Annotated in this window: 22 protein-coding genes; 9 read left to right on the forward strand and 13 right to left on the reverse strand. The window is 74.4% G+C overall.

Translation table 11 applies throughout. The features are described 5' to 3' along the window. Positions 1–45: 45 nt before the first annotated feature. On the forward strand, positions 46–1,089 hold the full coding sequence (locus tag C4U44_RS20710; RefSeq protein ID WP_103887348.1) for an NAD-dependent epimerase/dehydratase family protein: 1,044 nt from the start codon (positions 46–48) through the stop codon (positions 1,087–1,089). 110 nt (positions 1,090–1,199) lie between these two features. Here C4U44_RS20710 and C4U44_RS20715 read toward each other — a convergent pair whose 3' ends face one another. Next, the gene (locus tag C4U44_RS20715) at positions 1,200–1,958 is read right to left on the reverse strand and encodes a DUF1707 SHOCT-like domain-containing protein (RefSeq protein WP_235032226.1); all 759 of its coding nucleotides are present in this window, start codon (positions 1,956–1,958) and stop codon (positions 1,200–1,202) included. 186 nt (positions 1,959–2,144) lie between these two features. Between C4U44_RS20715 and C4U44_RS20720 the strand changes: the two genes are divergently transcribed. Both C4U44_RS20720 and C4U44_RS20725 read left to right on the forward strand, forming a co-directional pair. Next, positions 2,145–3,059: a TIGR02452 family protein gene (locus C4U44_RS20720; protein ID WP_103887349.1), complete on the forward strand. Its 915-nt coding sequence runs from the start codon at positions 2,145–2,147 to the stop codon at positions 3,057–3,059. An 8-nt stretch (positions 3,060–3,067) separates the two neighbouring features. Continuing rightward, the gene (locus tag C4U44_RS20725) at positions 3,068–3,619 is read left to right on the forward strand and encodes a YbaK/EbsC family protein (RefSeq protein WP_103887350.1); all 552 of its coding nucleotides are present in this window, start codon (positions 3,068–3,070) and stop codon (positions 3,617–3,619) included. Between the two features lie 40 nt (positions 3,620–3,659). Here the strand turns inward: C4U44_RS20725 and C4U44_RS20730 are convergent, their stop codons facing one another. Next, positions 3,660–4,442 (reverse strand): CTP synthase C-terminal region-related (seleno)protein, encoded by a 783-nt coding sequence (locus C4U44_RS20730; RefSeq protein WP_103887351.1) that lies wholly within the window; start codon positions 4,440–4,442, stop codon positions 3,660–3,662. 77 nt (positions 4,443–4,519) lie between these two features. Between C4U44_RS20730 and C4U44_RS20735 the strand changes: the two genes are divergently transcribed. Beyond that, complete coding sequence (locus C4U44_RS20735; protein WP_103887452.1) at positions 4,520–5,422, forward strand: LysR family transcriptional regulator; 903 nt, start codon at positions 4,520–4,522, stop codon at positions 5,420–5,422. A 27-nt stretch (positions 5,423–5,449) separates the two neighbouring features. Here the strand turns inward: C4U44_RS20735 and C4U44_RS20740 are convergent, their stop codons facing one another. The 7 genes from C4U44_RS20740 to C4U44_RS20770 all read right to left on the reverse strand — a co-directional run bounded on the left by C4U44_RS20740 (position 5,450) and on the right by C4U44_RS20770 (position 10,636). Next, positions 5,450–6,193: an urease accessory protein UreD gene (locus tag C4U44_RS20740; RefSeq protein ID WP_103887453.1), complete on the reverse strand. Its 744-nt coding sequence runs from the start codon at positions 6,191–6,193 to the stop codon at positions 5,450–5,452. Positions 6,194–6,234: 41 nt separating this feature from the next. Then, complete coding sequence (ureG, locus tag C4U44_RS20745) at positions 6,235–6,912, reverse strand: urease accessory protein UreG (RefSeq protein ID WP_103887352.1); 678 nt, start codon at positions 6,910–6,912, stop codon at positions 6,235–6,237. 267 nt (positions 6,913–7,179) lie between these two features. Then, entirely contained in the window at positions 7,180–7,884 is a 705-nt protein-coding gene (locus C4U44_RS20750) for an urease accessory protein UreF (RefSeq protein ID WP_103887353.1), read from the reverse strand. Between the two features lie 6 nt (positions 7,885–7,890). Then, a complete protein-coding gene (locus C4U44_RS20755; RefSeq protein ID WP_103887354.1) occupies positions 7,891–9,630 on the reverse strand; it encodes an urease subunit alpha in 1,740 nt (579 codons plus the stop codon). Then, positions 9,623–9,964 (reverse strand): urease subunit beta, encoded by a 342-nt coding sequence (locus tag C4U44_RS20760; protein ID WP_103887355.1) that lies wholly within the window; start codon positions 9,962–9,964, stop codon positions 9,623–9,625. The genes C4U44_RS20755 and C4U44_RS20760 overlap by 8 nt, the downstream gene beginning before the upstream one ends. A 12-nt stretch (positions 9,965–9,976) precedes the next feature. Further along, complete coding sequence (locus C4U44_RS20765; protein ID WP_103887356.1) at positions 9,977–10,279, reverse strand: urease subunit gamma; 303 nt, start codon at positions 10,277–10,279, stop codon at positions 9,977–9,979. Between the two features lie 66 nt (positions 10,280–10,345). Continuing rightward, positions 10,346–10,636 (reverse strand): type II toxin-antitoxin system Phd/YefM family antitoxin, encoded by a 291-nt coding sequence (locus tag C4U44_RS20770; protein ID WP_103887455.1) that lies wholly within the window; start codon positions 10,634–10,636, stop codon positions 10,346–10,348. Between the two features lie 131 nt (positions 10,637–10,767). On the opposite strand from C4U44_RS20770, the gene C4U44_RS20775 reads away from it, so the two are divergent. The 3 genes from C4U44_RS20775 to C4U44_RS20785 all read left to right on the forward strand — a co-directional run bounded on the left by C4U44_RS20775 (position 10,768) and on the right by C4U44_RS20785 (position 12,863). Then, positions 10,768–11,442 (forward strand): ATP-dependent Clp protease proteolytic subunit, encoded by a 675-nt coding sequence (locus tag C4U44_RS20775; protein WP_235032227.1) that lies wholly within the window; start codon positions 10,768–10,770, stop codon positions 11,440–11,442. 6 nt (positions 11,443–11,448) lie between these two features. Next, positions 11,449–11,805: a hypothetical protein gene (locus tag C4U44_RS20780; RefSeq protein WP_103887357.1), complete on the forward strand. Its 357-nt coding sequence runs from the start codon at positions 11,449–11,451 to the stop codon at positions 11,803–11,805. A 560-nt stretch (positions 11,806–12,365) separates the two neighbouring features. Continuing rightward, positions 12,366–12,863 carry a C40 family peptidase gene (locus tag C4U44_RS20785; protein ID WP_103887358.1) on the forward strand — a complete coding sequence of 166 codons (498 nt, stop codon included), beginning with the start codon at positions 12,366–12,368 and terminating at the stop codon, positions 12,861–12,863. 20 nt (positions 12,864–12,883) lie between these two features. On the opposite strand, the gene C4U44_RS20790 is transcribed toward C4U44_RS20785, so the two are convergent. Beyond that, complete coding sequence (locus C4U44_RS20790; RefSeq protein WP_103887359.1) at positions 12,884–13,708, reverse strand: ABC transporter permease; 825 nt, start codon at positions 13,706–13,708, stop codon at positions 12,884–12,886. Then, positions 13,698–14,648 (reverse strand): ABC transporter ATP-binding protein, encoded by a 951-nt coding sequence (locus C4U44_RS20795; RefSeq protein ID WP_322973647.1) that lies wholly within the window; start codon positions 14,646–14,648, stop codon positions 13,698–13,700. Before C4U44_RS20795 ends, C4U44_RS20790 begins: the two co-directional genes overlap by 11 nt. A gap of 57 nt (positions 14,649–14,705) precedes the next feature. Between C4U44_RS20795 and C4U44_RS20800 the strand changes: the two genes are divergently transcribed. After that, the gene (locus C4U44_RS20800) at positions 14,706–15,335 is read left to right on the forward strand and encodes a TetR/AcrR family transcriptional regulator (protein WP_103887360.1); all 630 of its coding nucleotides are present in this window, start codon (positions 14,706–14,708) and stop codon (positions 15,333–15,335) included. Positions 15,336–15,392: 57 nt separating this feature from the next. On the opposite strand, the gene C4U44_RS20805 is transcribed toward C4U44_RS20800, so the two are convergent. Continuing rightward, complete coding sequence (locus C4U44_RS20805) at positions 15,393–16,064, reverse strand: ADP-ribosyltransferase (protein WP_160145074.1); 672 nt, start codon at positions 16,062–16,064, stop codon at positions 15,393–15,395. Between the two features lie 163 nt (positions 16,065–16,227). On the opposite strand from C4U44_RS20805, the gene C4U44_RS20810 reads away from it, so the two are divergent. Next, positions 16,228–16,917, forward strand: a complete 690-nt coding sequence (locus C4U44_RS20810; RefSeq protein WP_200823334.1) for a GNAT family N-acetyltransferase — start codon at positions 16,228–16,230, stop codon at positions 16,915–16,917. Positions 16,918–16,976: 59 nt separating this feature from the next. Here C4U44_RS20810 and C4U44_RS20815 read toward each other — a convergent pair whose 3' ends face one another. After that, positions 16,977–17,405 (reverse strand): ATP-binding protein, encoded by a 429-nt coding sequence (locus C4U44_RS20815; protein WP_103887363.1) that lies wholly within the window; start codon positions 17,403–17,405, stop codon positions 16,977–16,979. Positions 17,406–17,470: the final 65 nt, after the last annotated feature.

The raw sequence follows: 17,470 nt of genomic DNA on the forward strand, positions 1-17,470 counted from the left end.
CATAACACCCTGGTCGGGCCGATCGGGGGGCCGTACGTTCGGCGCATGACGGGAACAGCGTTCATCCTCGGAGCATCAGGGCAGATCGGCAGGCAGGCGGTGCGCGCGCTCGCCGCGGACGGCTGGCAGGTGACGGCGGCGTCGCGGGGCGGCGGATCGGACGGCGGCTGGCCGCCCGGGGTCCGGACCGTGCGGGTGGACCGCACGGACACCGCCGCGCTGGCCGCGGCGCTGGGCGACGGCTGCGACGTCCTGCTGGACTGCGTCGCCTACGACGGCGAGCACGCCCGGCAGTTGCTGTCACTGGCCGACCGGATCGGTTCGGCGGTGGTGATTTCCAGCGCCGCGATCTACCGGGACGAGGAGGGCCGCAGCTTCGACACCCAGGAGGAGCCGGACGGCTTCCCGCGCTATCCGGTGCCGATCCCCGAGACGCAGCCGACGGTCGCCGCGGGCCCGGAGACGTACGGCACCCGCAAGGTGGAGCTGGAGCAGACCCTGCTGGCGGCCGGCGACCGGCTGCCGAGCACGCTGCTGCGGGCCGGCGCGATCCACGGCCCGCACAGCCCGCTGCCGCGCGAACTGTACTTCGTGAAGCGGGCGTTGGACGGCCGCACGGTGCGCGTGCTGCCGTACGGCGGGACCACCAGGTTCCACCCGGTGCACGCCGCGAACATCGCCGAACTCGTCCGGCTGGCCGCGCGCGCTCCCGGCTCGCGGGTGCTCAACGCCGGCGACCCCGCGGTGCCGACCGCCGCGGAGATCAGCGCCGAGATCGACCGGGCGATGGGCCGCACCTCCGAGACCGTCCTGGTGGACGGGCCGCCGCCGGAGCCGACCGTGGGCAGCCACCCGTGGGCGACGCAGTACCCGGTCGTGCTCGACATGACCGCGGCCGAGCGGGAGTTGGGATACCGGGCGGTCACGACGTACGAGGACTCGCTGCCCGGGACGGTGGCGTGGCTGGTGGACGAGGTGACCGGCGCGGACTGGAAGGAGCGCTTCCCGCTGCCGGCGAAGCTCTCGGACGCGTCCGGCGACTGGTTCGACTACGCGGCGGAGGACGCCTGGCTGGCGAAGCGGGGCTGATCGCCGCGTGCGGCGTCACGGCGGCGGGCGGGCGGCGGGCGGCGAGGCGCGGCCTGGCTCGGGATCGGAGGGGCTGTCGGCCGGGCGCGGCCGCCGCCGGGGCCACGCGCTCAGGAGTCGCGGCCGCCGTCCCCGCCGTCGTCCCCGCCCGTTCCCCGGCCCATGCGGCGATCCATGTGCCGGCCGAGGTGCTCCATGCGCCGATCCAGGTGGCGGCTGAACTGCTCCATGCCGGCGTCCAGTTGGCCGCCCATGTGGTGACCGAGCCAGGCGGCCCACTTCGAGCCGCGCATCACCCGGACGTGGCCGAACACCGAACGCCCGGTGATCCGCACGACCGGACCGTCGGCCTCCTTGCCCTCCCGGCTGCCCGTCTGGGACCGCTTCCCGAACAGGGCGGAACCGGTGTCGTAGACGTTCGCGTTGTCGGGGACCAGGATCTCGACCTTGCCGAAGAAGGAGACGGCCTCGATCACCACCTCGCGGCGGGTGAACACCGCCTGCCGCAGGTCGATGACGATCGCGCCGAAACGGGCCCGGGCGACGGTGTGCGGCGGCACCGGCCACTGCCCCGCGCGCCGTACCTTCGCGAACAGCGCCTCGACGGGCGCGCTGTCGCCCGGCGCGGACAACGGGGCACCGGGTGTGGCGGTCGGCAGGTCGGCGGTGACCGGTGCCAGGTCCCCGCGGGTGCGTGCGGCGTAGACGGCCTCCAGCCGCTCGGCGTGCTCGCCGACGTCGATCCGCCCGGCGGCCAACGCGTCGCCGAGCAGGGCCGCGCTGTGGTCCCGTTCGTCGTCCGACACCCGCAGGTGCGCGTCGACCGTCCCGCCCGGCTCCGGCGACTTCCGCGGCGACGGTTCGGACACGAGGCGACCTCCTGGGGGGATCCGACGGAACACGGTTCACGCTATATCGCGTCTTGCGGGCGGTGCAAGGCGGTGTGCGGAGGCGTCCGGCGGCCGCGCGGGGCGCACCCCGGACCCGTGCCGCGGCCCCCGCGCGGGCGATAACGGATCGTGCGGGGGCGGGTCTTGGCCGTACCGTGCCGGAGCATGAGCGCACGACTGCGGAACATCGCCCGCGAGAACGCACGGATCATCGCCGAGGGCGGCTGGACCGGCCCCGACGGGCGCTGGGTGGACGTGGCCGCCGCGGTGGCGGGCGCGGCCGACGGCACGGCGATGTACGGCCCGATGCCGGTCGAGGTCCCGGCGTCGGCCGGCGGCGGGCCCGGCACGCGCTGCACGGTCACGCCGGAGAGCAGCACGCAGGCGGCGCAACGGCTGGTCGCGGACGGCGCCGGCGCGGTCGCGGTGCTGAACTTCGCCTCCGCGCGCAACCCGGGCGGCGGCTACGTCAACGGCGCCCAGGCGCAGGAGGAGGCGCTGTGCCGGGCCTCGGCGCTGTACCACTGCCTGCTGCGCGCACCGGAGTTCTACGCCCACCACCGCGAGGTCCGCGACACCTTCTACAGCGACCGGGTGATCCACTCCCCCGCGGTCCCCGTCTTCCGGGCGGACTCCGGCACGCTCCTCGCACAGCCGTACCTCGCGGGTTTCCTCACCTCCCCCGCACCGAACGCGGGCGTGATCGCGCGTACGATGCCGGAGCGGGTGCGGGAGGTCGGACCGGCGCTGGCGGCACGCGCGGAACGCGTGCTGGAGGTGGCGGTGGCGAACGGCTACCGGCGTCTGGTGCTGGGCGCTTGGGGCTGCGGGGTCTTCCGCAACGACCCGGCCGAGGTCGCGGGAGCCTTCGCGGCGCTGCTCGGTCCGGGCGGGCGGTTCACCGGCGCGGTGGACGAGGCGGTCTTCGCGGTGCTGGACCGGAGCGGGAACTCCCCGACCCGGGCGGCGTTCACCGCGGTGTTCGCGCCGGACGCTCCGGAGGGCCGGGACGCATCGGAGGACCGGGACGACGCGCCGGACCCGCGACGAAGGACCGGGACCGGAACACGAGCACAGTGAGCGGGGCCATGAGCGAGCAAGTGACGCACGCGTCGGACGACACGCAGACGGCGGGCGGGACCGACGGCGACCACGAGACCTACGACCGGCTGATCGGGCTGCTGGACGAGCACGGCGCGCAGTACCGGATCATCGACCACGCACCGGAGGGCGCCACCGAGCTGGTGAGCGCGATGCGCGGCAACGCCCTGCCACAGGCGGCGAAGTGCATCGTGGTGATGGTCAAGGTGGGGAAGAAGGTGACGCGTTACGTCCTCGCCGTGGTGCCGGGCGACCGACGGGTGGACCTGGGCGCGGTGAAGGCGATGCTCTCCGGCACCTACGTGTCGTTCGCGTCCCGGGACATCGCCGAGCGCCTGGCGGGCAGCGTGAGCGGCACCGTGCTGCCCTTCTCGTTCGACGAGAAGCTGGAACTGGTCGTCGATCCGGGGCTGTTGGTCCACGACGAGATCTTCTTCAACGCGGCGCGGCTGGACCGCTCGCTGGCGCTGAACACGAAGGACTACGTGCGGGTGGCCGCGCCGCGCACCGAGCCGATCGCGGCGGAGTCCACGGAGTAACCCGGTGTGGCGGGCGTGACCCGGAGCAGCCGGCGTCGGGTCAGGCGGGGCCGGGCGAGGCGGTGGCGGTCCGGCGGCTGCCCACCCGGGCGAGCGCGGCCTCGGCAAGAGCCCTGATGTAGGGGTGCGGGTCGTTGCCGTCGCCGGACAGCTCCGGCTGGAAGAGCGTGGCGAGGTAGAAGGGGTGGCCGGGCAGTTCGGCGACCCGGGCGGCGCCCTCGGTGTCGTGCCCGGTGAAGCGGAGCCCGGCCGCCTCCAGCCGGGGCAGCAGCCCCGGCACCGGCCCGTACCCGCAGTGGTACCGCTCGACCGTCTCCCTGCTGCCGAGCAGGCGTTCGGCGAGGCTGCCCGGGACCGTGCGGAGGCGCCCCTCGCGCCCCACGAGCGAGCAGGCGAGCGGGGCGATCAGGACGTCGTCGCCGTACTCGGCGTCGCTCGGGTCGTTCTCAAGGTGCCTGGCGCCGGCCGGTCCGCAGACGTCGCGGGCGTACTCCAGCAGCGCGTGCTGGAAGCCGCCGCAGGTGCCGAGGAAGGGGATGCCGCGGGTCCGGGCGGTGCGCACGGCCGCGAGCGCACCCGCCTCGCTGCGGTACGGGCTGCCCGGCAGCAGCCACACGGCGTCGAAACCGTCGACGGCGCCGGGGAGTTCGGCGTCCTGCGTGGGGATCCAGTACGGATCGACGGCCAGGCCATGGCGCTCGTTCAGTGCCGCGAGCAGGCCCGGGATGCGCTGGTGCGAACGGACGGACGGGGAGCGGTCCCCGACGAGGGCGAGGCGTGCGGGGCGGGACGGAGGTGCCGCTTCCGGCGGTGTCGTCGTCATGCCTCCCATGCTGCGGGCCACCGGGTCATCGCGTCCAACGATGATCGATGGTGGCGACATCAGTGATACTGATGGACATGGACCCGCATCTGCTGCGTACGTTCGCCGAGGTGGCGCGGTTGGGCTCCTTCTCGGCGGCGGCCAGGGAACTCGGCTACACCCAGTCGGCGGTCTCCCAGCACGTCGCCGCACTCGAGGCCGACCTGGGCGTGGAACTCCTCGGCCGCCGCCCGGTGTCGCCCACGGAGGCGGGTGCCCGGCTGCTCGACCACACCGGCCCCCTGCTGGCCCGCCTCGCCGCCGCCCGCGCGGACGTCGTACGGGTGGCGCGCACTCCCCCGGACCGGCTGGTGATCGGCGCGGCGGGCGCGCTCGCGCTCGGCGGGCGGGCGGTGCGGGCGCTGGACGTCGTACGGGCGCGGACGCCCCGGGCCGAGGTGGAACTGCGGCTGCTGGACCCGGCGCAGGTGGTGCGGGGTATCGCGGACGGCGCTCTGGACGCGGGCCTGGTGGCCGGGACCGTGGCGCCGACCGACCCGCTGCCGCTGCCGGACGCGGCCGGGTTGTCGGTCGTGCGCGCGGGCGAGGACCCGCTGATGGTGCTGCTGCCGGCCGACCATCCGCTGGCCGGGCGCGGCGGGCTGCGGCTGGCCGATCTGGCGGATGCGCGGTGGCTGGACGCGCCGGACGCCGCGGTGGACCTGGCGGCGCTGCGCGCGGCGACGGGCTCGCCCTTTCCGGTGGGGATGCGGTACCGCGGTGCGGACTCCGGGGTGGTGCGGCAACTCGCCGCCGCAGGACACGGGTTGGCCGCGCTGCCCGGCTGGGCGGCCGGCTGGGGCGGGGACGTGCCGGCCGGGTCCGTGGTGGCAGTCCCGCTGGTCGCGCCGCGCCTGGTCCACCGGGTGGAGGTGCTGACCCGCCCGGAACCGGCGGGGGCGGCGCGGATCTTCGCGGAGGCACTGGCGGCGGACGTCTGAGGGGGCCGGCGGTCAGCGGCCGGGGAGTCACCCGCCCGGAAAACGGTGCAGGTAGGCGTCGAGCAGGCGGCGCAGGTGGTGTCCGTCGGGGGCGATCGCGGTGACCAGCCGGGCCGGGCCGGCGAGCGGGGTGAGCGCCGCGCGACCGTACTCCGCCGGCACGTCGGCGAGTTCGGCCTTCTCCTCCCCCAGCTCCGGTGCCACCAGCAGGAGTTGGCCGACCGCACGATGACCGCCGAGCACGGCCGGGCCGTCCCACCCGGGCGCGGTGCCCGGGCCGAAGGACAGTTCCTGATCGAGCAGGGGGCGCCCGTCGAGTTCCACGGAGAGGCGGGTGACGAGGCGGCCGGCCGGCTCGCCGTAGCGGCCGAGGATCTGCTCCTCGCGCAGCAACAGGCGGGCCCCGGCAGCGAGTCGGACCCGGGTGGTCATGCGCAGGTCGCTGCCGCGGGCGGCGATCACCGGTTCCGGCAGCCAGCGCAGTTCGGCGTCCGCCCCGACGGCCAGCCGCACGTCGTACGCCGCCTGCTCGCCGTCCCGGCCGGGCAGCGACACCGTCGCCGCCGAGGCGCCCACGGTCAGCCGGGCGCCGGGCGCCACCTCCGCCTCGATCCGCAGCCGGTCCCCGCCGAGCGGCGCCGTCATCGCCCCCACGACGGTGACGTGCGCACCCCCATCGCCGGGCGACCCGGTCCGCCGCAGCGCCAACGGTCCCTCGCCGGCCAGCAGAGGCAGCGCCGTGCCGGCCCGCCCGTCGGGCACCGCACGCATCCGCGCGACGGCCGTCACCCCCTGCGCCGCCGTGCTGTCCGTCACGTGCGGACCGCCCGCCACGCGGCCAGCCGGTCACCCACCCAGGCCGCGACCGGGTCGATCCCGCCCGGCTGCTTCACTGCGGTGAACAGCACGGGCAGCGCGCCGCGTTGGGCGGCCGCGTCGACGGCCATCCGCTCCAGGTCGGCGCCGACGTACGGGGCCAGATCGATCTTGTTGACCACCAGCAGGTCGGCCGTCGTCACCCCGGGGCCGCCCTTCCGCGGGATGTCGTCGCCGCCCGCCACGTCGATCACGAACACCTGCGCGTCCACCAGGCCCCGCGAGAACGTCGCCGTCAGGTTGTCCCCGCCCGACTCCACCAGCACCAGGTCCAACGGGCCGACCGCCTCCTCCAACTCCTCGACCGCCTCCAGGTTCGCCGAGATGTCGTCCCTGATCGCGGTGTGCGGACACGCCCCCGTCTCCACCGCGACGATCCGCTCCGCGGGCAGCACCGCCTCCCGCAGCAGGAAGTCCGCGTCCTCCCGCGTGTAGATGTCGTTCGTCACCACCCCGATCGACACGGTGGCGCGCAGCGCCCGGCACAAGGCGGCCACGGTCGCCGTCTTCCCCGACCCCACGGGCCCGCCCAGCCCCACCCGCAGCGCCCTCTCCCCCACTTCCACCGAAGCCGTATACCGCTCCGGAAAGACCTCGGGCCCATCCCGATGCATCCTCACCACTCCCTTCGTCCGACACGTCCAACTCCATGCCCTGTGGCTCCCGTACGGACCAGGAGCGCGGCGCACCTCCCAGGCGAAGCCCTGGGGAGGAGTGCTCCACGAACTCCGCCAACCCGCACCGATCAGGGGCGCGTGGGGGCACCTCCCAGGCGACGCCCTGGAGGAGAACTGCGCGAGAACCCACCACCGACAGGTGATCCCTCGACCGACGGAACCCACCGCCCCGGAGGGTCGCGGCCCCCGCCCCCGGAGGGCCCCTCATGACGCGAAGAGCCGCACGGCCCACCCCGCATGCGCTTCCGCGCCAAGATCCAGCAGGGGCGCCGATCCCGCAGGCAACGCGGCGGGCCCTTCCCGCAGGGCTCGCCGCCCGGCGCCCTCGGCCTCTTCCGCGACGGAGTCGACCTCCGCGGCCAGTGCGGCCAGGACGGCCGCCGCCTGGAACGGGTCGAGCCCGAGCAGCCGCACCGCCGCCGACGCGGGCGTGCTGACGCAGTCGTACGCCGCGGCGTACGCCGCATCCAGCGGCAGCAGCCCCGCCGACGCGGCGGTGAGCCCGAGCACGACGGGCTGGTGCACGCCGCGCGGCCGGGCCGCCGCAAGGTCGTCGAGCGCAGGGGCGGGCCACACGGCCCGTGCCGCCCGCAGCAGTTGGCGGCCCAGCCGCCGCGACACCGCGCGCTGCGCGGCGGACGGCGTGCGCGCGTCCGCCGCGTCGTCGAGGCCGAGCGGATCGGCCCCGGAGGTCGCCGCCGCGGCCAGTGCGGCGGCGACCAGTCCCGTGGTGTGCAACCGGCCCCGGCAGAACTCCGCGAGCGTACCCGCGTCCCGCAGCCGGCCCTCGGCCACCGCCGCCTCGGCGCCGCCGGAGTGCGCGTGTCCGCCCGCCGGGAAGCGGCCGTCGGCGAGCAGCAGCAGTGCGGCACGCGCGCCGGGGACGGGGCAGCCGTGGTCCGTCGCCATGATCCCTCAGAAGAGGAAGTAGCGCTGGGCCATGGGAAGTTCGGTCGCGGGTGATGGTTCCACGACCTCCCCGTCGATCCGTACGGTGAACGTGTCGGCGTCGACCTCCACCCTGGGCAGCGTGTCGTTCTCCCTCATGTCGGCCTTGGTGACCTTGCGGGTGCCTCGGGTCGCGGTGAACCGCTTGGCGAGGCCGAGCCGTTCGGGCAGCGCGTCGTCGAGGGCGGCCCGGGTCACGAAGTTGACGGAGTTCGCGGCGGGCGCGGCGCCGACCCCGCCGAACATGGGCCGGGGCAGCACCGGTTGGGGTGTGGGGATGGACGCATTGGCGTCGCCCATCTGCGCGTAGGCGATCTGGCCGCCCTTGATGACCAGTTGGGGTTTCACGCCGAAGAACGCGGGCTGCCACAGCACCAGGTCGGCCATCTTTCCGGCCTCTACGGAGCCGATCTCCGCGTCCAGCCCCTGGGCGATCGCGGGGTTGATGGTGTACTTGGCGATGTAGCGGCGAGCCCGGTGGTTGTCGGCGGGGCCGTCGCCGGGCAGGGACCCGCGGCGGCGCTTCATGACGTGCGCGGTCTGCCAGGTGCGCATCGCGATCTCGCCGATCCGTCCCATGGCCTGGGAGTCGGAGCTGATGATGCTGATGGCGCCGAGGTCGTGCAGCACGTCCTCGGCGGCGATGGTGGTGGGCCGGATGCGTGACTCGGCGAACGCGAGGTCCTCGGGGACGGCCGGGTTGAGGTGATGGCAGACCATCAGCATGTCGAGGTGCTCCTCGACGGTGTTGACGGTGTGCGGCCGGGTGGGGTTGGTGGAGGACGGCAGGACGTGCGGCTGGGAGACGACGGTGATGATGTCGGGCGCGTGCCCGCCGCCGGCGCCCTCCGTGTGGTAGGCGTGCACGCCGCGTCCGGCGATCGCGGCAAGCGTGTCCTCGACGAAGCCCGCTTCGTTCAACGTGTCGGTGTGAATGGCGAGTTGTGCGCCGCTGCGCTCGCAGACGGACAGGCACGCGTCGATCGCGGCCGGGGTGGCGCCCCAGTCCTCGTGGATCTTGAAGCCGACGGCGCCGTCCCTGAGCTGCTGGTGCATCGCGGGCTGGTTGACGGTGTTGCCCTTGCCCAGCAGCCCGACGTTGACCGGGTACGCCTCCAGTGCGGCGAACATCCTTGCCAGGTGCCAGCCGCCCGGGGTGATCGTGGTGGCCTTGCTGCCCTCCGCCGGGCCGGTGCCGCCGCCGACCAGGGTGGTGCAGCCGGTGGCGAGCGCCTGGTCGACCAGGGTCGGCGAGATGAAGTGGACGTGCGCGTCGATGGTGCCGGCGGTGAGGATCGCGCCGTTGCCCGCGATGACCTCGGTGTCCGGGCCGATCACGAGGTCGGGATGGACCCCGTCCATCGTCTCCGGGTTGCCCGCCTTGCCCAGCGCGGTGATCCGGCCGTCGCGGATGCCGACGTCGGCCTTGACCACGCCCCAGTGGTCGAGGACGACGGCGCCGGTGATCACGGTGTCGGGGGCGCCCTCGGCCCGGGTGGCGCGGCCCTGGCCCATGGACTCGCGGATGACCTTGCCGCCGCCGAACACCGCCTCGTCGCCCGCCGTACCGGGGTGGTCGGCGCTGCCGGGGCCGCCGGCGAGATCGCGTTCCACCTCGATCAGCAGATCGGTGTCGGCGAGGCGGATCCGGTCGCCGGTGGTGGGCCCGTACAGGCGGGCGTATACGGCGCGGGACAGCTCAGGCACCGGCGGCTCCGTTCGGCTCGGGGGTCGCGTCGAGCGGCCCCGCGGTCTCGCCCCGCAGTCCGGCGACGACGCGGTGCCCGGCGACGGGGACGAGTTCGACCTCGACGGGGATGCCGGGCTCGAAGCGGACGGCGGTTCCGGCGGCGATGTTCAGCCGCAGGCCGCGGGCGGCGGCCCGGTCGAACCGCAGCCCCGGGTTGGCCTCGGCGAAGTGGTAGTGGGAGCCGACCTGGACCGGGCGGTCGGCCGCATTGAGCACGGTGAGCCGGGTGACCGGGCGGCCGGCGTTGATCGGCACGGTCCCCTCGGCGGGCAGGATCTCTCCGGGGATCACGGCGCCGCCCCCTCAGACGATCGGGTCGTGGACGGTCACGAGCTTGGTGCCGTCGGGGAAGGTCGCCTCGACCTGCACCTCGGGGATCATCTCGGGAATGCCGTCCATGACGTCCGCGCGGGTCAGCACGGTCCGGCCGGACGCCATCAACTCCGCCACCCCGCGGCCGTCCCGGGCGCCTTCGAGGATGTGCGCGGTGATCAGCGCCACCGCCTCGGGGTGGTTCAGGCGCAGGCCGCGGGCGCGCCGCCGCTCGGCCACGTCGGCGGCCACGTGGATCAGCAGCCGCTCCTGCTCATGGGGGGTCAACCGCACAGCCACACCTCACAGTCTCCGGACCGCGAGATTAGTTCCGCGGGATTTCCCCCGCGTTAACGGCTGTTACGGGCGGCGGTCGCCCGGCTGGGGACCGCGATGCTCGGCGGCGATGCCGAACCGGCGGCGTTCGCCCGTGGCGGACGCGCGACCGCCCACGGTCGAGACCGTACTGATCACCTGCTCCTCGGCCTGCTCGTCGAGCTCCCGCAGTCGTTGCAGGTCAGCGGCGGAGACCAGGCCGACCAGGGGCTTGCCGTGCCGGGTCAGCACCACCTGTTCGCCGCCGTAGACCACGCGGTTGATCAGTTCGGCGAGCTGCGCGCGCGCTTGTGTCACCGGTACGTCGTGGGTCATGCTCACCATCATAACGAGATGTACGTCCTGTACATTTTGACCTGACGGCACTGATGCCGTGCGCGATGCCGGCGCCGGGGACCCCGAGGCGGCGCCCCGAGGCATCGGCGCGGCGTCGACGGAGGTGTGCGATGACCGACCGCATGACGCCCAGGACGCCGACGGCGTCCCTGACCCCCACCGCCCGCTACGTCCTGCCCGAGTTCACCGAGCGCAGCAGCAACGGCGTGCGCACCATGGACCCGTACTCCAAGCTGCTCCAGGAACGGATCATCTTCCTGGGCACCCAGATCGACGACACCTCGGCGAACGACGTGATGGCCCAACTCATCCATCTGGAGAGCGCGTCCCCCGACCAGGACATCAGCGTCTACATCAACTCCCCCGGCGGCTCCTTCTCGTCGATGACCGCGATCTACGACACCATGCAGTTCGTCACCTGCGACGTGGCGACGGTGTGCATCGGGCAGGCCGCGTCGGCGGCCGCGGTCCTGCTGGCGGCGGGCGCTCCGGGCAAGCGGATGATCACACCGGGCGCGCGCGTACTCATCCACCAGCCGGCGCTGGGCGACGTGGTGCAGGGAGACACCTCGGACCTGGAGATCCAGGCGAACGAGATGCTGCGCACCCGCGAGCAGTTGGAGACCCTGCTGGTCCGGCACACCGGGCAGCCGGCCGAGCGGATCACCGCGGACCTGGAGCGCGACACCATCCTCGACGCCGAGTCGGCGGTCGCGTACGGGCTGGTCGACATGATGACCACCAGCCGCAAGTCCGCGGCCCCGCGCGGGCCCCGCGCGCGGTGAGCCCCGGTGGTGCCCGAACTCCCGCCGCTGCCCGCCCTCACCCGCTCGGAGGGCGAACTCGTCGACTGCTACCTGGAACTGGTCGACCTGATGGGCCGGATCAACCCCTCCCGCACCACCGACACCTACACGGCGCTGCGTTCCGCCCAGGCCCTCGTCAGCCGGGCGGTGGCGCTGCGGGACGCGCTGACGGTGATGCACCTGCGCGGTGAGACGGACCTGCACCACGCCACGCTCGGCCGGGCGCTGCGCGTCCTGGACGGGGAGCGGCGGTCCGCACGGGTCGCGGTGGCGCCCGATCCGGCGACCGCCGGGTCGGGCGGATCGGGCGGATCGGGCGGACCGGAGGCTCCGGGCGAATGAGGCGGCCCGTGCGGACCCCTGAGTGATCTCGACCGGCGTGACTGCCTGTCACCTTTTTCGCCGATACCCCTCCCGATCCCATCAGCCCATTGGCGTATCGGAAGTTCGTGTGGCAATCGGGTGCGCGATTGCGCGTGTCGGCTGGACCGCCTCCGGGCGCCCACCGGTTCGCGCAGTTCAGCGGGTACGAGGGGGGCGCACGACCGGGGGGTTGCGCCTCGGGTTCACCCGGCTGGAGGCGATGTGACGAAACTCACATCGCGCGTTTCTGTCCCCGCACCGGCTCGCCGTGTGCGTAACCATCCGTGGTGACGACAAGCCCCCGCCACCGTGGCGGGGCGGTCCGTGCGGATGCCCAGTCCTGCCGACGCGCGGATGCCAGGTCGACACGAGTGCAACGGCAGGAGCGGAGGACCCAGCACGACGGGTCGACCCGCGCCCGCCGGTCTCCGGCGGGCGCCGGGGCGCCCTTGGGGTGAAGCCGCCGTACGCGGCCGGGCATCTTCGCCAGCCCGAACCCGACAGGTCATCCTTCGCAGGCTGATGACGAAGGGTTGCGCATGTGCACGCCCAACCGCATCGACCTCAGGCCGGCGTCCGCCCGGCTCTCGCGGCTCGGAGCCGCCTCCCTGCTCACGGCGGCTGCCGTCGCCGTCCCACCCCTGCTGCCGGGCGCCGCCCAGCAGGCCGACGCCGCCGCCGTCTCGGCCCAGGCGCTGAGCATCGCCGCGTCGAAGAAGGGCTCGCCCTACCAGTGGGGCGCCACCGGCCCCAACCGATTCGACTGCTCGGGGCTGACGTTGTACTCGTTCAAACGGGCGGGCAAGAAACTCCCCCGCACCGCCTCGGCGCAGTACAACCGCACCACGCACATCTCCGCGAGTTCCCGCAGGGCGGGCGACCTCGTCTTCTTCCACAGCGGCTCGTCAGGCTCCTCCGTGTACCACGTCGGGATCTACGCGGGCGGCGGCTACATCTGGCACGCGCCCAAGACCGGCGCCACGGTCCGGCTGGAGCGGATCTGGACCAGCGGCGTGTGGTACGGCCGGGTGAATTGAGGACGCCGGCTGACGCGGTGTCACATCGCCGTCGCGCGGCCCCATCCGCGGGACACCCGCCACGCGGCGATGGACCCGCTGACCACGGCGACCGCGAGCAGCACCGCGACACCGGTGAGGGTACGGCCGGTGTCGCCCGCGGCGGCGTGCCGCAGGCAGTCGGCGCCCCAGTAGCCGGGCGAGGCGGGCGCGATCGCGCGCACCCAGCCCGGCAGCGTGGAAATCGGCACCAGGGCGCCGCCGAGCGTGGTGAGCAGGAACGCGCCGATGTCCAGCACGGCGGACAGCTGGCCGTAACTGCGGGCGAGCAGGCCGACCGCGCTGCCCATGCCCAGCAGCGCCAGCCCCCACGCGACGCAGGCGAGCCCGAGCAGGCCGGGGGCGGCAACCGGCATGCCGAACGCGACGACACCGAAGCCGAGCACGACGGCCTGCTGGGCGGCGAGCACGCCCAGCACCGGGACGGCCTTGCCGACCAGGAGTTCCAGCGGCCGCACCGGGGTGGCCCGCAGCCGGTCCCAGGTCCGCCAGGCCCGCTCGGAGAGGATCGAACTGCCCACCACCGACAGCGCGAGCAGCGAGAACATCACCAGCGACCCCACCACCGCCTGCGCGGTGCCGGCCGGTCCCTGCGCGGCGCGATACAGCGGGCGCATCGCGAGCAGCATCATCAACGGCATCACCAACCGGCCGATCAGCGGGCCGGGTTCGTGCAGCAGCACCGCGGTGTTGTGCCGGACCAGCACCCCGGCGCGCAGCAGGAACTCCCGCGGCTCGTGCCCGGCCCTCCTCGGCGGGCGCTTCCCGACTGCCGCGGCCGCGCCCACGACCGGGTCATGCCGCATGGCTGGCCTCCCTGCGGGCCGGCGTGGTGGCGGCCAGTGCCGCATACAGGTCGTCGAGATCGGGGCGGCGCACGTCGACGGCGGTGGGGGCGCAGCCCGTGCCGAGCAGGGTGGCGAGATCCGCGGGCGGATTGCGGGTGGCGATGCGCAGGCCGTCCGGTCCGCAGGGGCGGGTGCGGGCCCGCAGTTCCTCGGGCAGGACGGGGCGCGGGCCGGCCGGGTCGAGGGTGACCCGGATCTCGCCGGGAAGGTCACGGGTGAGCTCGGCACGCGCGCCGCGGGCGACCACGCGGCCGTCCCGTGCCACGGCCAAGGTGGCGTCCAGGTCGACGAGTTCGGGCAGGTAGTGGGTGGTGTAGACGACCGCCGCGCCTGCCGCCGCACGAGCCCGGACCGCGGCGAGCAGGGCGGCGCGGGTCTCCGGGTCGGCGCCCGCCGTCGGCTCGTCGAGCAGCAGGACCCGGGAGGCACCGACCATCGCGGCGGCGGCCTGGGTCCGGCGGCGCTGCCCGCCGGAGAGCACCGCGCACCGCCGGTCGAGGACGTCGCCGAGCATCAGCTCCTCGGCGACCGCGGCCACCGAGCGGCCGGCGGCGCCCCGCCGCAGGCCGGCCAGGCCCGCGAACAGCCGCAGGTGCTCCCGGACCGTCACCGTCGGGTAGAGCGCGAGCTCCTGGGGCGCCACTCCCAGCAGCGCGCGGGCGGCCCGCGGATGGGCGAGCGCGTCGGTCCCGCAGACCTCGACCCGGCCCGCGTCCGGGCGGACCAGGCCGGTGACGACCTCCACGAAGGTGGTCTTCCCCGCTCCGTTGTGCCCGATGAGGCCGGTGATCTCGCCGGGGCCCACATCGAGGGTGAAGCCGTCGAGCGCGGTCCGCCCGCCGTAGCGCTTCCTGAGTCCCCGTGCCGCGAGCATGCCGCCCGAACCCTCCGCGTCCATCCCGGACCACCGCCCCCTGAAGTTGATCTACACCGTATAGATCTACAGTGTAGAGGCATGAGCGGGAAACGGGAAGAGATCGTGGAGGCGGCCCTGGCGATCGCCGACGAGCGGGGCCTGGGCGGGGTGTCCATGCGGGCGGTGGCACAGGCGGTCGGCGTCACGCCCATGGCGCTCTACCCGCACGTCAAGGACAAGGCGGGCCTGCTCGACGCGATGCTCGGGCGGCTGCTGGCGAACGTCGGCGAAGCCGCGCCCCAGTTGTCGGGGAGCCAGGACTGGCGGGTCCGCCTGCGGGCGTTCGCCGACACCGCGCGGAGTCTGGCGATGGGTCATCCGTGGGCGGTCACCCTGCTGTTCTCCCGTCCCGCCGTCACCCCTGACGCGGTCGGGACCGTGGACCTGCTCTACGGCGCCCTGCTCGACGCCGGCGTGCCGCCCGGGCAGGTGCCGCGCCTGGAGCGCCTGGTGAGCACCTACGTCCTCGGGTGGATCGCCTCCGAGTCCGGTGGGCGGTTCGGCCCGGGCGATCCGCGCGGCGTGCGCGGGAGGGCCGGCGATGCGTTCCCCGCGCACGCCGCGGTCGCGGACTGGCTCCTGCCCCCGGTCGACTGGGACGCGGAGTACGCCGCCGACCTCGACGACCTGGAGCGGCTGGTCGAGTCGGTGGCGGAGCGCGACGGCTGACGCGGGCGCGCCCTCGCCCCGCGCGTGCGGCGGCGCGGAGGGCGGGGGCGCGGCGGGTCAGTTCACCGGGAGGAGTTCGGGCCTCTCGGGCTCGGGCGCGGGGGTGCCGCGCCACGGGACGTAGAACGGGTTGCGGACGCAGGCGGACAGGACCTCGCTCCTGGTCGCCTTGTCGACCGGGCAGGCGCCGACGATGAAGCGCCGCGCGATGCCGCCGGCGAAGGCGACCTCGTGCTGCGCGGCCCACTTGTGGGTGTCGCCGATCGTGGCGTTGACGTCGATCCCGCCGGGAGCGTCGACGTAGTAGTTGTAGGCGGACTTCCACTGCTTGTAGAGGTCGTGGTCGTAGCTGGTGCTGACGAACGGCGAGGGCTGGTTGACCTCGACGTAGGCGGCGAGGTCGTACTGCCCGTCCAGCGGGGCCTTCGGGTGGAAGCCGTCGTGGAAGACGACGGAGGGCGCGCGGCCGTCTGCGCGGTACAGCTCATCGCAGGTGCCGCGGTAGGTCGGCGGGTCCGGAACGATGCGGTGGACGTCGACGCTGCGGTCGGCCGCGGCGTAGAGGGGGTCGCCGACGGTGGGGCAGAAGGCCGCCGCCGCGGCCGCTTCGGGCACCCTGACCGTGTCCGCGGCGGCGGTCGCCGGACCGGCGGAGGTCTGAGTGGCGAGGATGGCGGTCAGGATCAGCGCGCCGGCCGCGGCGAGCGACCTGACTCGGTTCATGATCATGGAAGGCAGCGTGCCGGTCGCCGGCCCCGCCGCCGCGGACCGTCACCCGATCGTCGGCGCGTCCTCCTGTACGGGGGACCGTACGCCGCTTCGGGCAACCGGAGTTGGCCGCTCCGGCGGCCCCCGCGGGCACCGCATGCCGGCCGGGCGGAAGGATGCGGGGATGAACCGTTCCGCCGTACTCGCCCGGCTGCTCGCGGATGCCGCGCGCGGCGCCTTCCCCCCGCCCGACGGGAGCGTCACCTTCGTGCCGCAAACGTCCGCACGCGACTGCGGGGTGATCGCGTTCACCGCGCACACCGTGGTCTTCGCGGACCTCGACGCGGACGAGGACGCCGGATCCAGCGGGGGCGTGGGCGCGCTGCGGTCGCTGCTGCCGCCGGAGGACCTCTCCGCGCCGCTCAACCCGCCCTTCCTCAGCGCTCTTTCGGCCCGCACCGGCCGTCACGTCAACAACATCGACGTCCTCATGACGGCCGGGCCGCTGCCCGGGCCGCCGCCCGGTCCCGCCCTGCGGGAGACCGCCGACCGTTCGCACCCGCGGATCGTACGGGCGCTGAGGCACCGCGACGAGGTGCGGGCCTGGTCGCTCCCGGGTGGGACGCTCCTGCTGGGCCGCGGCGTCGCGGGGCGCTGGGAGACGGCGGTGGAGGTCGAGCCGGGCGCCCGCGGGCGGGGACTGGGGCGGACCCTCGCTGTCGCGGCGCGCCATCTGGTGCCCGGCGGCGGGCCGTTGTGGGCGCAGGTGGCGCCGGGCAACGCGGCGAGCCTGCGGGCGTTCCTCGCCGCGGGATTCACCCCGGTCGGAGCCGAGGCCCTTCTGGTGCGGGCCCCGCACGCGCCGGACGAGTGAGCGCCCGCCAGGACCCGTCGGGCTCACCGAGATGCGGTGCGCTGGTACTTGGCGGTCGCTCAGACCACCGGGACCGCCCAAGGGATCATGATCCAGACGGTCTTGCCGCCGTCGCAGGTCGGGATGATGCGCAACTTGCCGCCGGACTCGGCGATGAGGTGGCGGACGATCACCATCCCCCGCCCGTTGTCCTGCTGGACCGCGCCGGGCAGGCGCTGCGGCCAGCGGGGATGCGAGTCGGTGACGCCGATGTGCAAGTGCTCCGCGCGCTCCAGGCGAAGGTCCACGGTGAAGTTCGGCGACAGACCGGACGTGTGCAGCACGGCGTTGGTGGCGAGTTCGGAGACGACCAGACGGACCGAGTCCAGCGCCGGCGCGGCGGGCGGCAGCCCCCACTCGGCGAGCCGCGCGCACACGTAGGCCCGGGCCGCGGACACCGACGCGGGATCACTCGGCAGGGTGAGGGTTGCTTCCTGAAGGTCGGCCATGACGACGCTGTTCCCTTTCCCGCCGGGCCGGCCACCGTGGCGTACGTGGTTCCGTACGATCGGGT

It is taken from the genome of Actinacidiphila yanglinensis, from assembly GCF_900107965.1.
GTDB classification, from domain to species: Bacteria; Actinomycetota; Actinomycetes; order Streptomycetales; family Streptomycetaceae; genus Actinacidiphila; species Actinacidiphila yanglinensis.

Bases quoted from the DNA above. Each gene is read 5' to 3' on its own strand.
- C4U44_RS20710 (WP_103887348.1), top strand. From the start codon at position 46: ATGACGGGAACAGCGTTCATCCTCGGAGCATCAGGGCAGATCGGCAGG.
- C4U44_RS20720 (WP_103887349.1), top strand. From the start codon at position 2,145: ATGAGCGCACGACTGCGGAACATCGCCCGCGAGAACGCACGGATCATC.
- C4U44_RS20725 (WP_103887350.1), top strand. From the start codon at position 3,068: ATGAGCGAGCAAGTGACGCACGCGTCGGACGACACGCAGACGGCGGGC.
- C4U44_RS20730 (WP_103887351.1), bottom strand. From the start codon at position 4,442: ATGACGACGACACCGCCGGAAGCGGCACCTCCGTCCCGCCCCGCACGC.
- C4U44_RS20735 (WP_103887452.1), top strand. From the start codon at position 4,520: ATGGACCCGCATCTGCTGCGTACGTTCGCCGAGGTGGCGCGGTTGGGC.
- C4U44_RS20740 (WP_103887453.1), bottom strand. From the start codon at position 6,193: ATGCGTGCGGTGCCCGACGGGCGGGCCGGCACGGCGCTGCCTCTGCTG.
- ureG (WP_103887352.1), bottom strand. From the start codon at position 6,912: ATGCATCGGGATGGGCCCGAGGTCTTTCCGGAGCGGTATACGGCTTCG.
- C4U44_RS20750 (WP_103887353.1), bottom strand. From the start codon at position 7,884: ATGGCGACGGACCACGGCTGCCCCGTCCCCGGCGCGCGTGCCGCACTG.
- C4U44_RS20770 (WP_103887455.1), bottom strand. From the start codon at position 10,636: ATGACCCACGACGTACCGGTGACACAAGCGCGCGCGCAGCTCGCCGAA.
- C4U44_RS20775 (WP_235032227.1), top strand. From the start codon at position 10,768: ATGACCGACCGCATGACGCCCAGGACGCCGACGGCGTCCCTGACCCCC.
- C4U44_RS20785 (WP_103887358.1), top strand. From the start codon at position 12,366: ATGTGCACGCCCAACCGCATCGACCTCAGGCCGGCGTCCGCCCGGCTC.
- C4U44_RS20790 (WP_103887359.1), bottom strand. From the start codon at position 13,708: ATGCGGCATGACCCGGTCGTGGGCGCGGCCGCGGCAGTCGGGAAGCGC.
- C4U44_RS20795 (WP_322973647.1), bottom strand. From the start codon at position 14,648: ATGGACGCGGAGGGTTCGGGCGGCATGCTCGCGGCACGGGGACTCAGG.
- C4U44_RS20800 (WP_103887360.1), top strand. From the start codon at position 14,706: ATGAGCGGGAAACGGGAAGAGATCGTGGAGGCGGCCCTGGCGATCGCC.
- C4U44_RS20805 (WP_160145074.1), bottom strand. From the start codon at position 16,064: ATGATCATGAACCGAGTCAGGTCGCTCGCCGCGGCCGGCGCGCTGATC.
- C4U44_RS20810 (WP_200823334.1), top strand. From the start codon at position 16,228: ATGAACCGTTCCGCCGTACTCGCCCGGCTGCTCGCGGATGCCGCGCGC.
- C4U44_RS20815 (WP_103887363.1), bottom strand. From the start codon at position 17,405: ATGGCCGACCTTCAGGAAGCAACCCTCACCCTGCCGAGTGATCCCGCG.